The sequence below is a fragment of the Chitinophaga sp. 01L420 genome (assembly GCF_056399985.1).
Genome location: NZ_JBFTSK010000007.1, coordinates 99,419 through 120,934 on the forward strand (window position 1 = coordinate 99,419; position 21,516 = coordinate 120,934).

The following is a 21,516-nucleotide window of genomic DNA, read 5'->3' on the forward strand; positions in this document are numbered from 1 at the left end:
TGAGTAGTTGGGTATTTTAGAATAAAAATAGACCATCTGCAGGAACAAATTATCCTTCAGAATATTCCTGTAATAATAACCGGTATTTATTGAGAACACTGGATTTGGAAATAAAGCCGATCAGCCGCTTATCCTGCACCACCGGCAGATTCCACGCGTTAACTTCATCAAACTTTTTGATCACCTGGTTGATATTATCTTTTAAATTAACCACCGCAGGGGGCGCCTGCATCAGTTTCTTAACGGTAACAGTGTCATATAGTTCCGGACTAAACATGATGGGCCGGATGTCATCCAGCGTAATAATGCCTTCAAACAATTGTTGGTGATTGATCACCGCAATAATATTACGACTACCCTCTTTTACCAGCTCAATCACCTGCCGCAAGGTCGCGTCAATGTTAATGAGTTGTACGTCTGTTTCTACCAGGTCGTCCATTTTCAGGAGTAGCAGTATGTTTTTGTCGTGTTCTCTGGTAAATACTTTACCGTCTTTTGCCAGTTCTTTTATTTCTGGTGAGATGGGAGAAAACCACTTTGCCATCAAAAATGAGATCGTGGAAACAATCATCAGCGGAATAAACAGGTCGTATCCTGAGCTGGATTCAGCGATCAGGAAGATGGCGGTAAGTGGAGCATACATTACACCTGCCATTACACCTGCCATACCCACAATCACCAGGTTGGTAACCGGGATGTCCGTCAGTCCCATCTGCTGACATACCATCGCATAAAAAAATCCGAGGAACCCGCCTGCAAATAGTGATGGCGCAAAGTTTCCACCATTACCACCACTTTGTATAGTCACAGATGCAGCCAGCGCTTTCAATAAACATACACAACCGGTGAACACCAGCAACATCCAGCTTTGTATGGGCAGATACCGGAAAAAACTGTTTTGCAAAATGGCTTCGCCATTGCCGGAAGCAAGTGATTTTACACTGGTATAACCCTCTCCGAATAAAGGTGGTAAGGCCACACAAAGTGCCGATACCAGTACTCCGCCCAATATAGCCCGCTGCAGGGCTGTCCACTTCAGGCGATGAAAGAAATGTTCTATTTTTTGTGAGATGACTACATAATAGCGGGCATAAAAGCCACTGAGAATGCCCAGGGCTATATAATAGGGTACGTTGTGATAATTGAAGGCTACACGGGATTCAAAATGAAACAAGGCTTCTTCCTGTAAAATAATCTTCGACAGCAAGCTGCCACAAACCGCTGCTACTATCAATGGCATGAAATCCGAAAACACTACGCCTGTTAATAATATTTCAAAGGCAAACATCATCCCGGCTATCGGCGCATTAAAGGCGGCCGCTATACCCGCCGTGGCGCCCGCAGCCAGTAACAGGGTACGTTCTTTATAACCAAGTTTGTAAGTACGTGCATAATTAGAACCCAACGCAGCACCGGTCACAGCAATCGGACTCTCCAATCCCGCAGATCCTCCCAGCCCCACCGTAATGGCACTTTGCAATATCTGGGAATACATTTTTACGGGCGGAATAAGGCTGGAGTTTTGTGCTATTTCATGTAATATGGCGGGAATTCCTTTTCTTGATTGTCCTTTGAAAAACCAGATCACCATCAGCGTGGTCAACACAATTCCCAGGAAAGGGAACACCATATAAAAAATGATCTGTGTACTGAAATGAACTTTGTAGGTGATAACATAATGTATATAATGGACCAGGCTTTTCAAAATCACTCCCGCTAAACCAGCACTGCATCCCACTAGTATACCGGAAAGCAGGAGAAATTGCTGCCGGTTCATCTTGCTGTGTAACCAATGTAGAATCAGCTCGTAGCTCTTGGCACTCTTTAAACTATACTGTTCGAAGTCCTTTTTAAATCGAAAAAAGCTATGATACTTCCGGAGGCGGGTAAATTGACTCATGTGACAAATTTAAGGATCAGAGCTCAATCAGTGCATAAACTTTATCGTTCATGTATGGTCCACCCGGATGACGGGCAGTATAATCCAGGTTAATCCAATACTCCCCTTTCAGTTCGTGATAATATATTTCGGTCACCATGGGCTTGGGGAAAAGCGTGATGATGGCTTGCTTCATGATTTCAAAATCTTCGCGGTCGCCGCAGTAGAGTTCCGGATAGGCATGTCCTTTCACCAGCACAATACGGCAACGGGCACCGATAGACTGTAAACAGGAGGTCATTAATATGGAGTGGTCATCGCAGTCGCCGCCTAAACCATTTTCTATGGTTTCCTGTGGTGTGGCAAAATATTCATCACGCCGGGAGTCGAGTACATATTTAAAGTGGCTGTTGATATAGCGAAACAGGGAAAGGAACCGGGTTACTTTCCCGTATTTATAAAAGTATTGGTCATAATAATCCAGGGAATGTTTTACGGAGAAATTACGGACCACGGAATCCTGGAAGTTGATTTTTTCCCGCATACCTCTGACCGTTTTATCGCGGTAGCTCTCTACCCTTCTGGGGTAAAGACTGAGGATATCCAGCTGCTTGCTGTCTTTGGCGCCAAGGTTTCCCTGCACCATCCCCTTATAGTCGTTGATGACATTGTTGAAAGTATAGCGGTCGGTATATTTATTAAATACCATTACGCCACAAACCAATAAAAACACGGGAATAATAAGTGGTCTGAATATCCAGCGAAAGAGGAATACCACAAAAAAGCTCAGGACTACAGATGCCAGCAGGTCCACATGCCAACCATTGGCCACCAGCGGTGGAACAAAGCGGTTGATGTAGGGGGCCAGGAGTAATAAAGTCAACAGGCTCAATAAATTGAGCAGTAACAACTGTCCCCTCGAGTATTTGCTTTCGTCAATGGCCATTATGCTACGCAATAAAGCAAAATTATGCCATAATCACCTAGCAAAATTCGAAACAGCTTGTTTAAAGGAGGTACTTTTTCTGATGAGCTCTATTTGCTGTACGGTATCATTTTTCTGTTTATCCATCTGCAGTTGCTGATAGATCTTATTCAACAGACCAAAATTCATTAGTGCCAATACTTTGAAATCCAGTTTTTGTGCATTTTCCACGGCAGTTTCAGCAGTACGGATGGCCTTATTAAATTCATGTTCATTAAAATAAACACCGGCATACAATAGTTTCTGAACAGATTCGAGGTACTTACCACCGAAATAGTCGGCGGAGTATTTTTTAATGACCTGGTCGGTATGTCTGCAAATACGTGCAGCCGATGCCGTTTGTCCCAGTCCCAGGTAGGCTTGTGCCTGCCAGCAGAGCAGCATCAGACGTAGTGAATCTGTTTTGCGATGTTGTAAAGAAGGATATGTTTCAAATATACGGGTGGTAAAACTGAGGAGATGTTCGTTGTCTTCCAGCAGGGTAAATACAATGCCCATATTCCGGAACACAATTTCCTGTGGTTCTGAAATTGGTTTTTTACCACCACTGGTGCCGGTCCAGTAACGGAAATAATTGTAGATCTTTTCCCTGATATCTTCATTCACAATACCAAACTTGAGGAATTCGTAAATGAACAATTGTATTTCATAAGGAGTTACCCACAGTTCATCTTCAAATTCGTCTGCAGCATATATCTTTTTAATATTGTTAAGCTCTACTTCACATTGCTCTGCATCCAGTTGCAGCAGGGCCATGGTGAAAAGTTTGCTCCGGATTTTAAGTTTATCTTCCCGGGCTTCCGCCAGTCCCAGCAGCGCCGTTAGCACCTTCCGTTTTCTGAAATGAATAAATTCATCACTGATGAAAGGGCCAATTGGATTCTTTTTAAAGAAGCCTGCCGGGAAGATAGATTTCAGTTCTCCCTGGTTATTACCATCATGCTGGTAGTGTAGTACAAGGTATTCCAGCAGATGGGATTTTTCTATATTGGATAATGGTAAATGCAACATTTTGATGATCCCATCTATCTGTGCGTGGTTGATGGCATAGCGTAACAGCCATCTGAATACGCCAATACGATAGGGTGATTGCGGCAAATGATCCAGTATAGCCATGAGCAATCCTTCATTTATTTCCTGGCCATTCTGTTTCAGGTAATGCATGGCCACAAAATATTCGAGCAACATGGTATGGGCGAAGCGCACCTTCACATTGAACATGATTTCCTGGCTCAGATTTTCTTCCACCAATATATTATCTGCCAGTAATTCTTTATAGGCAGGAAATAGTTCAGCGTTTTGGGTGAGTAGCAGGTTTTTGTCTGTATAGATCCCGGTTCTGCCAAGATCTAACAGGGTCAATAATTTCTCAATGATTTTTATTTTGAAAGAATTGCTTTGCGAGTTGAACACACGGTTTTGAATGAATCGCGAAACAATTTCGAATAGGCTGAGGTGTTCATCTACAAATGTCTGATCAGGACCGCTGTTTAACTGGCAGAACAACTGCAGATAATATGGATACCTTAACTTCTGCAGAAAATTTTCAGAGAATAACCGCACTGTTGCGGGGTCAAACTGATGGTTATATAATATGGACTTCACTTCCTGCTCCGTTAGCCGGGGCATATTGATATTGGTTTCTTCGTCCATTTCGGCGCCGAGGTACCAGTAACGCCGGAAGGCGGGGTATTGTTGGGAGTGCTGGAATATTTCCGCCCAGGTACTGCTCCGGATAGAAAGGATCACTTTCACCCATGGGTACAGATCGTTGGAGTATACGAAGTCTTCCAGCTTTGAATATAGCAAACGGAGTTTTTCACCTGCTACTGCAATTTCATCGAAACCGTCTATTATTAATATAAGGCGTCCTCCTTTTTTGTCGAAGTGACTGGAGAAGTATTCCCGGAAGTTTTCTCCGTTGCCCAGGTTCATCTGGTTGTCCAGCCAGGTGGAGAGTGAAAATCCTTTGAGTAACAGGCTACCGGCGGCATGTGCATGAATAAACCAGCAAACATCTCTTTTATACCGGGCTTCTTTCCCAAACCAGCAATGTTCTGCCAGGTGTACGAGTGCAAGCGACTTACCCCAGCCGGAAGGAGCAATTAAAGCGGTGGCCGCATAATCGCTTTCCAGGAACTTTTCGATATGTGCATTGCAGAATGGCCGGTGTACGGTGTACGGGTAGGCTATGCCAGAGCGGTTTTTGAGGGTGAGGATGGTGTAATGGGAAACAGCATCCGCCTTGCTTTTTAAGYCAAGCCATTTCGTGGTGTCAAATACCGGAACAGTAGCGGTTTCAGTAGAAGAAACCGGCTCATTATTGAGCATCCTGTAATGATGTTGCTGAAAATCTTCCCAGTCTTTATACTGACAGTATTGCGAAAGTGTATTTAAGGTGTATCTGGAGAAGCTGTGTTGAGCCACAGCAAAACCAAACACCCTTTTGAGCGTAGTTTCGCTCACCAGTTTCGTGGTGTCATCCAATATGGACTGAGAGAGATGTTTGCAATCTCCTGGTAGTATGACTTCAACACCGAACCTGCGCAAAACTTCATTCTGCAAGGTGACGATAAAGTCATAGGATAGATCAATCATAGGGGACAATAAAATGGATTTTCGAATTGTCGGTACTAGTTTAAGTACGTATGCTATTTGCGTTTAGATTTTGCAAAGAGCGAATGAACAAAATGAACAGAAGACATTAAATTGAATTATATATATAAATTAAAATAATAAGATTTGCGCGCTCTATAATTGTTAGATGAATATCATATATAAATATGAGTGGTACAATATAATATTATTATATAAAATATATTAATATATTATTTTTTTGTGTTGTAATTGTGCGGTAGTATTTCACAATTATTTTGCTGTGGCTGCTTAAAAAAAAGAAGTTCTTACCATTTGGTAATCTGATCAGAGCAAATTCCGCTTCAATTATCGCATTTCGATAATTTGAAATGAACGAAATGAACGGGATAAATGCATATTGAACAAAGTGAACCGTGAAAAAATAATGAATGAAAAGACCCTTCCGTAAACCACCCCTTAAATATACATTCGTAGCGTTTTTGTAACATTCTTTTAACAAATAACCGCAAGGAAGCATACTTTTTTATCAACCAGTATCCTTTCCCCAAGACATTCCTAACCTACCTGCCTCCAATAGAGTTTTGTTGTATCGCAATGAAACTGAACAATTTTTATTCAAATATTTGATGCTATGCATTCAAAAGCTACTCCTAATAGCCCTTTTACTGCTCTTTTTTGTCTCCCTCACCCAAAGGGAACGGCTACTGTTAAAACCAGTCTCGCTTATACCTGTCGTGGAGCCAGTTCGCTGGCCTGGAAAAGTCTGCTGGTATTACTACTCCTTTTTGGTATAAGCGCTAAAGAGAGCTCGGCGCAGACATATACGACAAGAGTATATGCCAACACCCAGGTGAACAGGGCATCCGGATTGTGCCTCGGCTGTAATGTAGCCAGCCCCGGCCAGGCGGTAGACGGCAACCTGAATACGGCATCAACTATTAATACTTTGATAACCCTGCTGGGAGCTACGGAATCTCAGGACCTGATTTTCCCTGCTCCTGTAACTAATAATGCTCCTGCAATAGTAAAAATCGGATCTGCCGGCAACTTGGGTGGTCTGGTATCATTGCAGTTGTTAGGAGGTGTATATGTACAAGCTTTTAACGGATCCACTCCCGTTGGAGATACTGCATTTGCAAATGAGGCAACATTAACACTCCTTGCCAGCGGTAATCAGGCAGAAATATTCCTGGTTGCTCCAGGAGTAACTTATGATAGAGTACGTGTAACTGTGGATGGTGGATTGGCCGGTGTGGCAGGCAGCATAAACGTATTCTCCGCTTATTATAACGTACCCGCTGTCAGCACCATCGCCTGCGATGTACCCATTGATGTCCTTTCCGGCGTTACTGGTTCTATCGGAGCACTGGGAAGTGTAACGAACCCTGCACAGGCAGGTGACGGTATTATAACTCCCGCAAATTTTGCTACGCTGTCCAGCGCAGTTGGTCTGTTAAACAGCAGCGCCCAGGTAACAGCTGTATATCCCGGTCTTTCTAAACTCGGAGATTCTGTTCGGATAGTGATGTCTATCCCATCTTCTCTCATTACATTACAGGTATTAGGCTCCGTTAAAATCATTACATACAACGGACCTACTGTAGTAGATAATATCACCGCATCCAGTAACTTCCTGAACCTGACTTTGCTTGGAGATGGAAGCGGATTGCAATCACTTTCTTTTCAGGCTTCCGCACCTTTCGATCGAGTTGAGGTGTTGCTAGGTTCAGTCCTCGCAGGAGCGCTATCGACTCTGCGGGTGCATGAAATACAGCGATACCCGGCAGGTCCGGCAACGAACAGTGGGGTACTACGAACCACCTGTTTGAATTCGGCGATTACCTTGAATGTGACTAGTCCCGATCCTGGACTTACTTATACCTGGTACGACTCTACCCAAACTACAGTTGTTGCTTCCAATAGCACCAGCTACAGCCCCCCGGTGAATGCCATCGGAACTTTCCGCTATTATGTATCCGCTAAAAGATTGAATTGTTCTACAGAATCGGCCAAAACACTGGTAACTGTAAAAGTGAACAACTTCGCAACTGCTGCAGATATTACGGTACCGGCAAATACTGCTTCCTGTCCCGGTGATACGGCCAGGATCACTCCTACTTCTACTACCGCTAACACAAAGCCGGTATTCAAATGGTATAAAGATGCTGCCAAAACCACCGCTATCACAAATGGTCTGGTGGAAGGCGCTGTAACATACACTATCGATACTACTGGCAGATTATCTATTACCGGTCTAGCGGTTGGTACTTATAACTATTTTGTAAGTGTAACAGATAGCAATCATTGTGAAAATGCAGCGAATACACTCAAACAAGCGACTGTAACAGTAGGCACCGGCCCAGCTCCGGCATCGGTAGCGCCAGCCTTCTCCGTTCCAACCGGTCAGACAGTAACCCTGACCGCAGCTCCGGTTCCCGGCGCCACTATTGTTTGGTACAGTGATACCACCCAGGCATCTATTGGTTCAGGTACTTCCTTCCAGGTAGGACCGTTCAGTACACCTGGTACCTATACTTTCTACGCAGGTGTACGTCTTACCGGTGGTTGCGAATCTTATCGCGTGCCAGTAGTCGTAACAGTTACAGGTCCGGTAACTACCGGAGGATGTAATGTTCCTAACAGTCAGGTAACAGGAACTACCCTGGGTTGCGTACTGTGTAGTGTGGATAATCCAACCAACGATATTGATGTGAACCCGAACAATTTCACCCAACTCAATCTTCCAGTAGGATTGTTGGGTGGATCGGTTTATCAGCAACTGATATTCCCGGCCATAGGTGCAGCAACAGACAGCATCCGGATAGAACTTGGCACAAGTGCTCCACTCGCCAATGTAAGTCTGCTCGGAGGTACTATCATTACTATCGCAAATGGTACCACGGTTATAAGAAGAGATACGCTCTCCCAGCTGCTGACCTTACGCTTGCTGAGCAGTACACGCTATAGCGTAAGCATCCCGGCAACCGGACCTTACGATCGTGTGCAAATCCTCATGACCGGCACCCTCAATTTGCTGAATGCATTGCAGATATATGGTGTGCGCGCTGTAGGTGCAAATCCGACGATTACACCAAATGGCTTTACTACCTGTGTTGGTTCAACGGCAACTTTGTCCGTAACACCAGCCGCCGGCACAAGCGTATTATGGTTTGCGGATTCTACTACCACCACCTCACTGAGTAATCAGCCTACCTATACTACTACCGCATTAAATACGCCTGGTAAAGTGACTTACTTTGTACAGGTGGTAGACGGTTCAGGTGCCAGTGTATGTAACAATCCGGAAAGGATACCAGTAGTGGTAACCGTTAATCCTTTGGGAACTGCTGCAGATATTACACTGCCGGATACTACCACCACTTGTGGTAGTGCTGCTGCTGTGATTACACCTACAGCTGCCGGTGTAACCGCACCTGTATTCAAATGGTATGCAAATGCCAATAAAACCACTCCAATCATTAACGGTACCGTTATAGGTGCTGCTACATTTGCAATAGACAGCACCGGTAAACTCAGCGTTACTGGTCTGGCTCCTGGTAATTATACCTATTATGCAAGTGTATCCGGTACCAACCGTTGTGAAAATGCAGCAGGCAGCCTGAAAGCAGCTACTATCAAAGTAACCAGCACACCGGCTCCTCCTACATTGATACAAACATATACTGTCACCACAGGATTACCACTTACATTAGTGGCCTCCCCTGCCCCGGGTGCTACCGTATTATGGTACAGCGATACTACCAAAGCTTCCATTGGCAGTGGTAGTTCTATCACGCTGCCTCCATTTAGCACACCAGGTGTCTACAAATATTTTGCTGGTGATAGCTTGCCAGGTGGCTGTATTTCTAACCGCCTGTTAGTAACCGTTACCGTAACTGGTCCGGTAATCCCAACCAGTTGTAATGTACCAACCAGCCAGGTAACAGGAACTACCCTGGGTTGTGTACTGTGTAGCGTGGTAAATCCAACCAACGATATTGATGCAGATCTGACCAACTTCGCCCGCCTGAATATACCGGTAGGCTTACTCGGAGGCTCTGTATTCCAACAACTGATCTTCCCAGCTAATGGAGCAGGAACAGACAGCATCCGCTTCGATTTGGCATCACCAGGTGGATTAGCAGATGTTTCATTGCTCGGTGGTGCAGTGATAACCGTATACAATAACAACACAGTTGTAAGCACACATACCTTATCACAATTACTTACTTTAAGATTACTGAGTGGTACCCGTTATACCGCATCAGTAGCAGCAGGTGGCGCCTATAATAAGGTAGAAGTAAAACTCACCGGTGTAGCTAATCTGCTGAACTCACTGGATATATATAATGTACGCGCAGTTGGACCAAATCCAACCATTACCGCGAGCAACGTAACAGTATGCGCTGGTCTGCCTGCAGTGTTTACTGCTACCCCAGCAGCCGGAACCACCGTTCAGTGGTATAAAGATTCTACTGGTGGTGCTTCTCTCAGCAACCAGCCTACTTATACTACTGATAGTCTGAAAACAGCAGGCACCTTTACTTACTACGTACAAGTAGTAGATGGTACCTGTCCAAATCCAGAACGTATACCAGTTACTGTTACTGTAAACCCACTGGGTTCACCAGCAGACATTACAGTAGCTGATACCACCACTACATGTGGAAGTGCAACCGCAGTGCTGACACCAACAGCCGCCGGTGTAACTACACCCGTATTCAAATGGTATGCAAATGCAAACAAAACAAGTCCGATTATAAATGGTACTGTAATAGGTGGTGCTACCTTCACGATCGATGCTTCAGGTATTCTGCGTGTAACCGGTCTTACTCCAGGTAATCACACTTATTATGTAAGCGTATCAGGTACCAACCGTTGTGAAAACGCGGCAGGCAGCCTGAAAGCAGCTACTATCAAGGTAACCAGTGCACCGGCTCCTCCTACATTGGTTCAAACATATACTGTCACCACAGGATTGCCGCTGACTTTAGTAGCGTCTCCTGCTCCAGGTGCTACGGTAGTATGGTATAGCGATACCACCCTGGCTTCTATTGGCAGTGGTAGTTCTATTACACTGCCTCCATTTAGCACACCAGGTGTCTATAAATATTTTGCTGGTGATAGCTTACCAGGTGGTTGTATCTCTAACCGCCTGCTGATCACTGTCACTGTAACTGGTCCGGTAATCCCAACCAGTTGTAACGTACCAACCAGCCAGGTAACAGGAACAACCCTGGGTTGTGTACTGTGTAGTGTAGTGAATCCAACCAACGACATCGACGCAGATCTGACCAACTTCGCCCGCCTGAATATACCGGTAGGCTTACTCGGTGGTTCTGTCTTCCAGCAACTGATCTTCCCAACCAATGGTGCAGGAACAGACAGCATCCGCTTTGATCTGGCTTCACCAGGTGGACTGGCAGATGTTTCCTTGCTCGGTGGTGCAGTGATAACCGTATACAATAACAACACAGTTGTAAGCACACATACCTTATCACAATTACTTACTTTAAGATTACTGAGTGGTAGCCGTTATACTGCAACAGTAGCAGCAGGTGGCGCCTTCAATAAGGTGGAAGTGAAACTCACCGGTGTCGCTAATCTGCTGAACTCACTGGATATTTATAATGTACGTGCAGTAGGACCGAATCCAACTATTACCGCGAACAGCGTAACGGTATGTATTGGTCAACCAGCAGCACTCACCGCTACCCCAGCAGCCGGAACTACGGTTCAGTGGTATAAAGATTCTACTGGCGGTGCTTCTCTCAGCAATCAACCTACTTATACTACAGATAGTCTGAAAACAGCAGGCACCTTCACTTACTACGTACAAGTAGTAGATGGTACCTGTCCAAACCCAGAACGTATACCGGTTACCGTTACTGTAAACCCACTGGGCTCACCAGCTGATATTACTGTAACAGATACTACAGCAACCTGCGGCGGAAGTGCAGCAGTACTGATTCCAACAGCAGCCGGTGTAACTACTCCAGTATTTACATGGTATGCAAATGCAAACAAAACAAGTCCGATTATAAACGGTACCGTAATAGGTGGTGCTACTTTCACCATCGATGCGGCTGGTAAACTTACTGTTACTGGTTTAACACAGGGCAGCCATACTTACTATGTAAGTGTATCCGGCACTAACCGCTGTGAAAATGCAGCCGGTAATCTGAAACCTGCTACAATCAATGTAACAGGTGCACCTGCTCCGCCTACCGTTGTACAGAGCTACACCATCACCACAGGATTGCCACTCACTTTAGTGGCATCCCCTGCTCCGGGTGCTACAGTAGTATGGTACAGCGATACCACAAAGGCAGCAATAGCCACAGGTAATTCAATTACATTGCCGCCGTTTACAAATCCGGGAGTATATATTTATTATGCAGGCGATAGCCTGGCGGGGGGCTGTTTATCCCGCCGCCTGCCAATCACCATTACAGTAACTGGTCCGGTGATACCAACCAGCTGTAATGTGCCTACCAGTCAGGTAACAGGAACTACCCTGGGATGCATACTGTGTAGTGTAGTGAACCCAACAAATGATATTGACTCTGTCAATAGCAACTTCACCCGTTTGAATATTCCAGTAGGTTTACTGGGCGGTTCTGTATTCCAGCAACTGATCTTCCCAACCAATGGTGCAGGAGCAGATAGTATCCGTTTCGATCTGGCTTCACCAGGTGGATTGGCAGATGTTTCATTGCTCGGTGGTGCAGTAATAACTGTATACAATAACACCACAGTTGTAAGCACACATACCTTATCACAATTACTTACTTTAAGATTACTGAGTGGTACCCGTTATACCGCAACAGTAGCAGCAGGTGGCGCCTTCAACAAGGTGGAAGTGAAACTCACTGGTGTTGCTAATCTGTTGAACTCACTGGATATTTATAACGTTCGTTCAGTAGTACCGGATCCCACAATTACAGCTAAGAGTGTAACGATCTGCGCTGGTCAACCTGCAGTATTAACAGCTACTCCATCAGCTGGTACCACTGTTCGCTGGTATGCAGATTCTACTTCTCCGGCTATACTCAGCACACTCAGTACATTTACTACTGATACTCTGAAAACAGCAGGCACATTTGTTTACTATGCGCAAGCAGTAAGTGCAAGTGGTTGTGCTAATCCTAATCGTATACCGGTTACTGTTATCGTTAATCCGTTAAGCAACGCGGGCAACATTACAGTAGCAGATACTACTATTGCCTGCACCAGCAGTCCTGCAGTACTCACACCAACAGCAACAGGTGTTACTGCACCAGTATTCAAATGGTACAAGGATGCTAATAAAACATCGCCAATAACAAATGGTCTGGTAAATGGTGCAGTAAGCTACGCGCTCGACAGTACTGGTAAACTGACTATCACTGGTCTGACAGCAGGTAACTATACTTACTATGTAAGCGTATCCGGTACCGGTCAGTGTGAAAACCCTGCAGGTGCACTGAAAGCAGCAAAAGTACAGGTAGTAACCGCTCCTGCCGCACCTGTAGTAACCGGAGATGTAGTAGTACAAACTGGTGTGAAAGCCACGTTGTCAGCTACACCGGTAATAGGTGGAAATGCTACTATCGTATGGTATAGTGATTCAACTTCCACCATACCAGTAGGAACAGGTGCTTCTATCCAGGTAGGACCATTCAATAATCCAGGTACATATACCTACTACGCAGCTATCCAGATTACAGGCGCCTGCTCATCTGCACGCGTACCTGTACATGTGGTGGTAACAGGACCAGTTATTCCGTCTCCGGATTGTAACGTTCCAACCAGCCAGAATTCAGGAACTACGCTGGGTTGTATACTATGTAGCGTAAATGGACCTACAAATGATATTGACAGCCTTCAGACAAACTTCACCAGATTGTCTATCCCTGTAGGATTACTGGGTGGATCAGTTTACCAACAGTTGATATTCCCGAACCCAGGTAAGGCTACCGACAGTATCCAGATTCGTCTGGCTACCTCTGTGGGACTGGCTGATGTAAGTTTGCTGGGTGGTACGCTGATTTCATTGTACAATAACAATACGCTGGTTAAAGCAGATACATTATCCAGACTGCTTACTTTACGTCTGCTCAACGGACAGCAGTTTGCAGCCACTATAACAGCACCTGGTGCTTACGATCGTATAGAAGTAAGATTGACAGGTGTACTTAATCTACTGAACTCAATTGACATCTATGGCGCACGGATCTTCTATCCTAAACCAACTGTCAATACAACTGGGGCAAGTGTTTGCATAAACAATAAAGCTACCCTCTCCGTAACACCGGCAGCTGGTACGTTTGTGCGCTGGTATGCTGATTCTACCAGCACTACTGTATTAAGCACACAGGCTACTTATACTACCGATACGCTGAGAACAGCAGGAAAAATCACTTACTATGTAGCGGTACTCGGGGGACCTAACAACTGTCCAAACCCAGAACGCATCCCGGTAAGCGTGACCGTGTCTCCTGCACCAGCAGTGCCTGGAGCTCCGGCTACTGTTAATATTTGTCCTGGTTCAGATGCAGTATTGCAGGTAACTAACCCTGACCGTCAGCTCAGGTATAACTGGTACAATGTAGCAACAGGTGGTACCAAGCTGAACACAGACAGTGGTTTTGTATTCAGAGTACCTGCGGTTAGCAGAGATACCATCTTCTACGTAGAAGCAGTGAGCAGCTGTGGCGCAGCGTCTGCAAGACAAGCCATCAGTGTTAAACTGTCCACTTCTTTAAGTGCGCCAACCGTTATTCCAAATCCGGATTCAGTGGTGATCGGTACACAGGGTGTACTCACAGCTACTTCCAATGCGGCAAATGTGATCTTTAAATGGTATGGTAGTCAGGCTGGCAATGACAGTCTGTTTACAGGACCAGTATTTACACCGCCAATCAGTAACACACTGGGTACGGTTACTTACTGGGTAGAAGCGGCGTTAACGGGTGGTACAACCTGTAAGTCAATAAGAGTGCCTGCAGTGGTGGTAACAATACCTGCTGGTCCGTTCACGCAAGTGCCTTGCGAAGGTGCAACTACTCAAACAATTGGTGGCAGCGGATTGCTGATACTGGGCAATGTTTACAATCCTGCCCTGTCAGTTGATAACGATGCAAGCACCGCATCTTCCCTGGTCATCAACCTCGGTGCACTGAATGCACAGGTATGGCAGAGAGCTAAATTCAATGGAGTATCTTCTCTGGGTGATACAGTAAGAGTATTACTTTCTAATCCAAGCCAGATACTTTCTGCAGCAGTATTAGGCGGTGTTCAGTTAACCACTTATAATGGTAACACACCTGGTGATTCTGTGGCAATAAACAATCCGCTTATTAAACTCACACTCCTGAATAACAGTAAACAAGCTATCGTCGAATTCGTACCAACGAAAGCATTTGATGCAATAGAAGTGAAACTGAAATCAGGTATAGTAGGAGCATTAACAACAATAGACTTTAACTACGCACAACGTGCACTGGTAGCGCCAAAAGTACAGGCTGCCCAGGTAACAGTTTGCGCAGGAAATACGGCAACATTGAATGTGCAGGATCCTGTAGCAGGAATTACTTATCGCTGGTACAACAGCAACGGTATTTACCTTACAGGAAAAGATGGCGTATCCCTTACTACTGGCACCCTCACCAAGGACACTACCTTCTTTGTGGAAGCGTTCAGAAATGGTTGTGCAAGTAAAGGACGTGCAAGAGTAGATGTGAAAGTAACTGCAGCACCAGCAGCTCCACAGGTACAATCTGCCAATGTGGATGTATGTACCGGTTCAGATGCGGTACTCGCAGTAGTCAATCCAGTGAAAGGTTACACCTACGCATGGTACAACGTGGCAGCAGGTGGTACTAAGCTGAATACAGACAGTGGCTTCACTTATAAAGTGGTGAACGTAACTGCTAAGGCAATCTACTATGTGGAAGCTAAGAACGACAGCTGTAATACAGTATCTGCTACAAGAACTGCAGTAACTGTTAACACTGCCACGGCATTGGCTCCGCCTACTGTATCTCCAACAACAGATACTGTGGTAGTAGGTCAGCAACCAGTGTTCAGAGCAAGTGCGGCTTCCGCAAATGCACAGTTCTTCTGGTTCGCCAGTCAGACAAGTACTGATACCTTATTTAAAGGATCAACATTTGCGCCTCCGGCATCTAATGTAGTAGGCACTATCACTTATTGGGTAGAAGCAGCCCTGCCGGGAGCAGCTACCTGTAAGTCAGCAAGAGTAGCGGTGAATGCGCTTACTGTTAACAGCAACCTGGATATCGTGCCTTGCGAAGGCGCAACTGGTCAAACGATCGGTGGATCTGGTTTGTTAATACTCGGTAACGTTTATAACCCAGCCCTTGCCGTGGATAATAACAAAAACACCGCTGCTTCCCTGGTTATCAACCTCGGCGCAGTTAACGCCAGCGTATTCGAAAAAGCAACATTCACTGGTTTGTCTACACCAGGCGATACCGTGAGAGTGATGCTGTCTAACCCAGGCCAGGTGCTTTCTGCCGCAGTACTTGCCAGCATCCAGCTGACAACATACAACGGTAATACTGCGGGCGACTCCGTACTGGTATCTAATCCGATCCTCCACCTGGATCTGCTCAGTGGTAGCAGAGGTGCATTACTGTCCTTCGTACCAACGAAAGCCTTTGATGCGGTGGAAGTGAAACTGAAATCCGGTATCATCGGTGCGCTGACAGCAGTAGACTTCAATTATGCACAGCGTGCAATTGTACAACCTAAAGTACAGTCTAATAACGCCACCATATGTAAAGGCAAACAAGCTACACTCAGTGTAGCGAATCCTGCACAGGGTGTTGTTTACAGCTGGTACAATAGTCAGGGTAACCGCTTGCTTGATAGCATAGCATTTGTAACACCAACTACCCTCGATTCCGGTACGTATACTTACTTCGTAAGAGCTACCAGGAATGGTTGTACAGGAAGTGCTTCTGCACCTGTTCAGGTAATTGTAAAAGGAATACCATCCATACCTGTACCAGTAAGCAACAACGTATCTACCTGTCTGAATACACCTGTAACCCTCAGCGTGAAAGCTGTGGCCGGTGTTCAGTTCAACTGGTACGACGCAGCTACCGGTGGTGCTAAACTGTTATCAAACAATAATACATACACTACGCCGGCAAATCTGCAGGCTGGTACTTATAACTTCTATGTAGAAGCGGTGAATGCGGGTAACTGTGCGAACGACAGCGGACGCGTGAAGATCATGCTTACCGTAGACAGCGCATCCACAGCAGCCGACATACAGGTAGCTGATAAGGCAATCTGTGCAGGTGGTGTGGCGGTATTAACACCAACCAGCACTACTGTTCAGAACCCAGTGTTTAAATGGTATGCAAATCCTGATAAAACGGGTCCGATCACACAGGGTGTAAGTGCAGCGGGTGTATTAACGATCTCCGGATTAGCTACCGGAACATACACCTACTATGTGAGTGTAAGCAATGCCGGTAAGTGTGAAACCCCTGCTGGTGCACTGAAAGCAGTCAAAGTAACGGTGAGTGCCGGTGCAACTGCTGCCGACATCATACTGGCGGATACCACTATCTGCGCAAACAGTACTGTGAAACTGACGGCTACCAGCACTACTGTTACCAACCCAATCTTCAAATGGTATAAAGATGCAAGTCTGACCACCTTACTGTTTACCGGTCCTGCATATACCACTGCGTTGATAACAGCTAATACTTCTTACTATGTTACAGTAGAAGGAGATAACAGATGCGCTAATACAGCTGCAAATGCGAAGACAGTAACGGTAACCGTACGTGATGTGCCAGTGCCGATCATTGCAGCTTCCGCTATCAGCATCTGTGTAGGCGACACCACCACATTAACAGTTCAGAATGCAGATAACACACTCACTTATCGCTGGTACAATGCGGCCAATGGCGGTACGTTATTATTCACCGGACCGGTTTACGTGGTAAGAGGTCTTACAGCATCTGCAGACTTCTATGCAGAAGCATCAGCAGGTGGATGTAACAGCGCTACCAGGACCAAGGTGTCCATAGGTGTGGGTGTAGCACCAACTCCGATCCTGGAATCTAATAATGTAACGGTTTGTCAGGGTGGTACTGCAGTGCTGAAGGTTACTTCTTCTGTAAATAACATCACTTACAAATGGTACAATACAGCCACAGGCGGTACCGCTATATTCACTGGTCCGATTTACACTACCGGAGCAATCAATGCAAATGCAACCTTCTATGTAGAAGCTATCGGTGATACTTCGAAATGTGGTAAGCCATCTGTACGTGCTGCTGTGAAAGTAAATGTGGTGCCAGTACCGGCGGCTCCAACCCTGGTAAGCAATAATGTTCAGGGCTGTATCGGTCAAAGCGCTTCGCTGGCCATTCAAAGCCCAGCGGCAGGTACTACCTACCAATGGTTCAATGCAGCCACCGGTGGTACAATGGTATTCGAAGGACCAGTATTTAACATTACTGCCCTCGACAGCACCGTCACCTACTATGTACAGGCATTGGTAAATGGAGGCTGCCCAAGCGCCACCAGGTCCAGCGCTACCATCAAGGTGAACAGCATACCAACAGCACCGGTAATAACCGCAACTTCCCTGTTCGTTTGTCAGGGCGGAAGTGTAACACTCTCTATTAAAGATCCGGTTGCAGGTACAACCTACCGCTGGTTCGATGCTGCCACCGCCGGCAACTTGCTGTTCACAGGTATCAGCTTCCCAACAGGCGCATTAAATGTCAGCACTGATTTCTACGCTGAAGCCAGCAACGGTAACTGTAGCAGTACATTGAGAACGAAGGTATCTATCGGTGTAGGAAAAGCACCGACACCAATACTGGAATCCAACGCAGTTACAGCTTGTCAGGGAACTACGGCTACGCTCCGCGTAACTTCAGCAACCAATGGTATCACTTACAAATGGTATACTCAGGCTACCGGTGGAACAGCAGTATTCACTGGACCAATATTTACTACGAATCCGCTGAACACCAGCATGGACTTCTGGGTGGAAGCAACAGGTACCACTGGTCAATGTGGTAACCCATCTGATAGAGTGAAAGCTACCGTAACAGTGGTAGTAGCACCAAATGCACCAGATGTAGTAGCATCCTCTCTCAAAACATGTGCTGGTACAGGTGTTACCGTAGCCGTGAAAACAATACTGCCTAACATTACCTACCAGTGGTACGATGCGGCTACAAACGGTTCATTGCTCTTTACCGGAGCGGTGTACAGTGTACCTGTCATCACTAAGAATACTACTTATTATGTACAGGCGAACCTGGGCAGCGGCTGCTCCAGCTCTACAAGAACTGCGGTAAATGTAACGGTTGATCCGGCTCCGCCAATTCCAACAGTAGATCTGGATAATGTGGTTACCTGCATAGGTGGTACAGCTACATTCACTATTAAGAATCCTGATGCGACAATGACGTATCGCTGGTTTGATGCTCCGTCTAACGGCACCCTCCTGGCTACGGGCACAGCTTATACTACTGCAGCACTCGCACAAACAACTGTCTTCTACCTCGAAGCATTGAACAGTGCCGGATGCAGCAGCGCACGCAAAGGATTAACAGCAACAGTAGTCAGCACAATAGATGCACCGCTGGCTGATCCGATCACTATATGCAGCGGTCAAACCGGTGTGTTGAGTGCGAAAAACAAACAACCAGGTGTCATCTACAAATGGTACACTGTTCTCCATGGTGGTACACCAGTATTCACCGGAGGCGACTTTACCATCAGGCCTACTACAAATGCAGTATACTACCTGGAAGCGTCTACCAGCGGTGGTTGTGTAAGCGCCAGCAGAACACAGGTAAATGTATCAGTGAATCCGTCACCATCAGCACCGGCAGTTGCAAATGCAACCCTGCAGGCTTGCCCTGGTCAAACAGTTACACTGAATGCACTGAATCCGGATGCTACGCTCACATACAAATGGTACACCACTGCCGTTGGAGGAACAGCAGTAGCTACGGGAGCTTCTTATATAACACCTCCTGTAAATGCAAACCAGATGTATTACCTGGAAGCAACCAACAGCAATGGCTGTTCTAGCCCAACACGTACAGCGGTGAGCGTAGAAGCTACTCCGGCACCAGGTAAACCAACAATTACCGGAAACGATGCGGGTGTATGCCCAGGTAAAACAGCCACACTCACTGCTGCTTCAACAACAACAGGGGTAGACTTCCGCTGGTACAGTGTCGCAACAGGTGGTATCCCAATATTCACAGGTGCAACATTTGTAACACCAGCATTGAATACCGCTACTACTTACTATGTGGAAGCATTTACAACCGGTGGTTGTATCAGTGCAGGACAAAGAACAATAGTACAGGTAGCTATAGCACAGCCGCTTCCAGCACCAGTAGTAACCGTGGATAATACAACAGCCACTACTATTACTTTCCGCTGGTCACCAGTAACCGGAGCTCAACGTTATGAAGTAACACTGAACAACGGTGTGACATTCATACCACCAAGCTCAGGTGCTAATGGTACTACACATACCGTAACAGGCCTGCAGCCTAACCAGAGCGCAACCATACAGGTAAGAGCTATCGGAGCATCAGACTGTGAAACCAGTGCATTGTCTACAGCGGTAACAGGTAAAACAACCAACCCGCAAGGCAACAACATCTATGTTCCAAATCTCTTCAGCCCGAATGGTGACGGTATAAATGATATCGAGTATGTGTACTCAACAGCAATCGCACAACTCGAATTCAGAATCTACAACCAGTGGGGTCAGTTGGTATTCACATCCAAAGACCAACGTCAGGGTTGGGATGGTACCATGAGTGGTCAGAAACAACCAGTAGGGGTTTACGTGTACATCGTGAGAGCTACTATGCAGGATGGCACGGTGATCACCAAGAAGGGTAACGTAACAATCATGAGATAAAGATGATTCATCAGCGTAATACTAAGTCAATCATAAAACCGGGATGCGATTTTGCATCCCGGTTTATCCAGAAAATGCTAAAAAATGTTCCTATGAAAAGGATTTTTATAGTCGCAATAATTTTATGGAGCAGTTTGTTGCCCAGGATATCTGTTGCCCAGGTTGATCCACACTTCTCCCAGTACTATGCTTACCCGTTGTGGCTAAACCCTGCTCTGACGGGAATTATAGATGGTGACTACAGGATTAGTGGTGATTATCGTAATCAGTGGGCTAATTATGGGAAACCTTTTTCTACGGCAGGTGTTTCTATCGATGCTGCCACCAACAAAAATATTGGTGTAGGCCTTAATGTAATGAATATGTCTGCAGGTGATGCAGGCTATAATTATTTTAATGCCATGGCCAGTGTTTCCTATAGTGGTGTGAAATTCGGTCGCACCAAAACCAGCCAGTTGGTGTTTGGTATCAATGCTGGTTTAATCAACAGAAGATTGGATCCCGCCAAATTCCAGACAGGTAGCCAGTATCAGCCGGTAACAGGTTTTGATCCAAGCATATTCAACGGTGAAAATGTAAATAATACCACCTCGAATCAGTTTGATGCCGGCGCCGGCGTGGTGTACTTTGATGGTAATCCGAATCATATGTTCAATCCATTTGCCGGATTTGCCGCTGCACACCTTACGCAACCTAAAGATCCTTTCTCCGCTGATGGTACTGAAAGAAAGTTGCCGGTACGTTACCTGGTGCACGGAGGTACAAAAATTAAACTGAACGAGGCATTAAGCCTTACTCCTACAGGACTCTATATGAGACAAGGTAATGCGGAAGAGATTGTGGCAGGTGTATACGCTCAACTAATGGTAAACCCCGAATTCGACTTCCTGGTGGGAGGTAACTATCGCTTTAATGATGCGGTAATACCATTTGCCGGATTCCATTTCAAGAGCTTTACATTGGGGTTGAGCTATGATGCCAATACTTCTAACATGCGCCGCCTGGTAAATGGCAGCCAGAGCTTTGAAGTGTCTCTTTCTTTTATCAGCCGCAAAAAGAGAGTGTTGAACGAAGAATACTTTATTTGTCCCAGGTTATAATCTGCAAGCAACCGGATCAGAA

The 21,516-nt window shown here is 45.8% G+C and carries 5 protein-coding genes; 2 read left to right on the forward strand and 3 right to left on the reverse strand.

Annotated elements, in window-relative coordinates; all coding sequences use genetic code 11:
- Positions 1–49: 49 nt before the first annotated feature.
- From AC1DP6_RS09570 to AC1DP6_RS09580, 3 genes are read right to left on the reverse strand one after another with little or no spacing between them, the layout of a single operon-like run.
- Complete coding sequence (locus AC1DP6_RS09570) at positions 50–1,900, reverse strand: chloride channel protein (RefSeq protein WP_477054622.1); 1,851 nt, start codon at positions 1,898–1,900, stop codon at positions 50–52.
- Between the two features lie 16 nt (positions 1,901–1,916).
- Positions 1,917–2,837, reverse strand: a complete 921-nt coding sequence (locus AC1DP6_RS09575) for a transglutaminase domain-containing protein (RefSeq protein WP_477054623.1) — start codon at positions 2,835–2,837, stop codon at positions 1,917–1,919.
- Positions 2,838–2,858: 21 nt separating this feature from the next.
- Positions 2,859–5,462, reverse strand: coding sequence for an NACHT domain-containing protein (locus tag AC1DP6_RS09580; RefSeq protein WP_477054624.1), 2,604 nt, complete (start codon positions 5,460–5,462; stop codon positions 2,859–2,861).
- Positions 5,463–6,093: 631 nt separating this feature from the next.
- On the opposite strand from AC1DP6_RS09580, the gene AC1DP6_RS09585 reads away from it, so the two are divergent.
- Together AC1DP6_RS09585 and AC1DP6_RS09590 are read left to right on the forward strand one after the other, a co-directional pair.
- Entirely contained in the window at positions 6,094–20,394 is a 14,301-nt protein-coding gene (locus AC1DP6_RS09585; RefSeq protein ID WP_477054625.1) for an Ig-like domain-containing protein, read from the forward strand.
- 92 nt (positions 20,395–20,486) lie between these two features.
- Complete coding sequence (locus tag AC1DP6_RS09590; RefSeq protein WP_477054626.1) at positions 20,487–21,494, forward strand: PorP/SprF family type IX secretion system membrane protein; 1,008 nt, start codon at positions 20,487–20,489, stop codon at positions 21,492–21,494.
- Positions 21,495–21,516 lie beyond the last annotated feature (22 nt).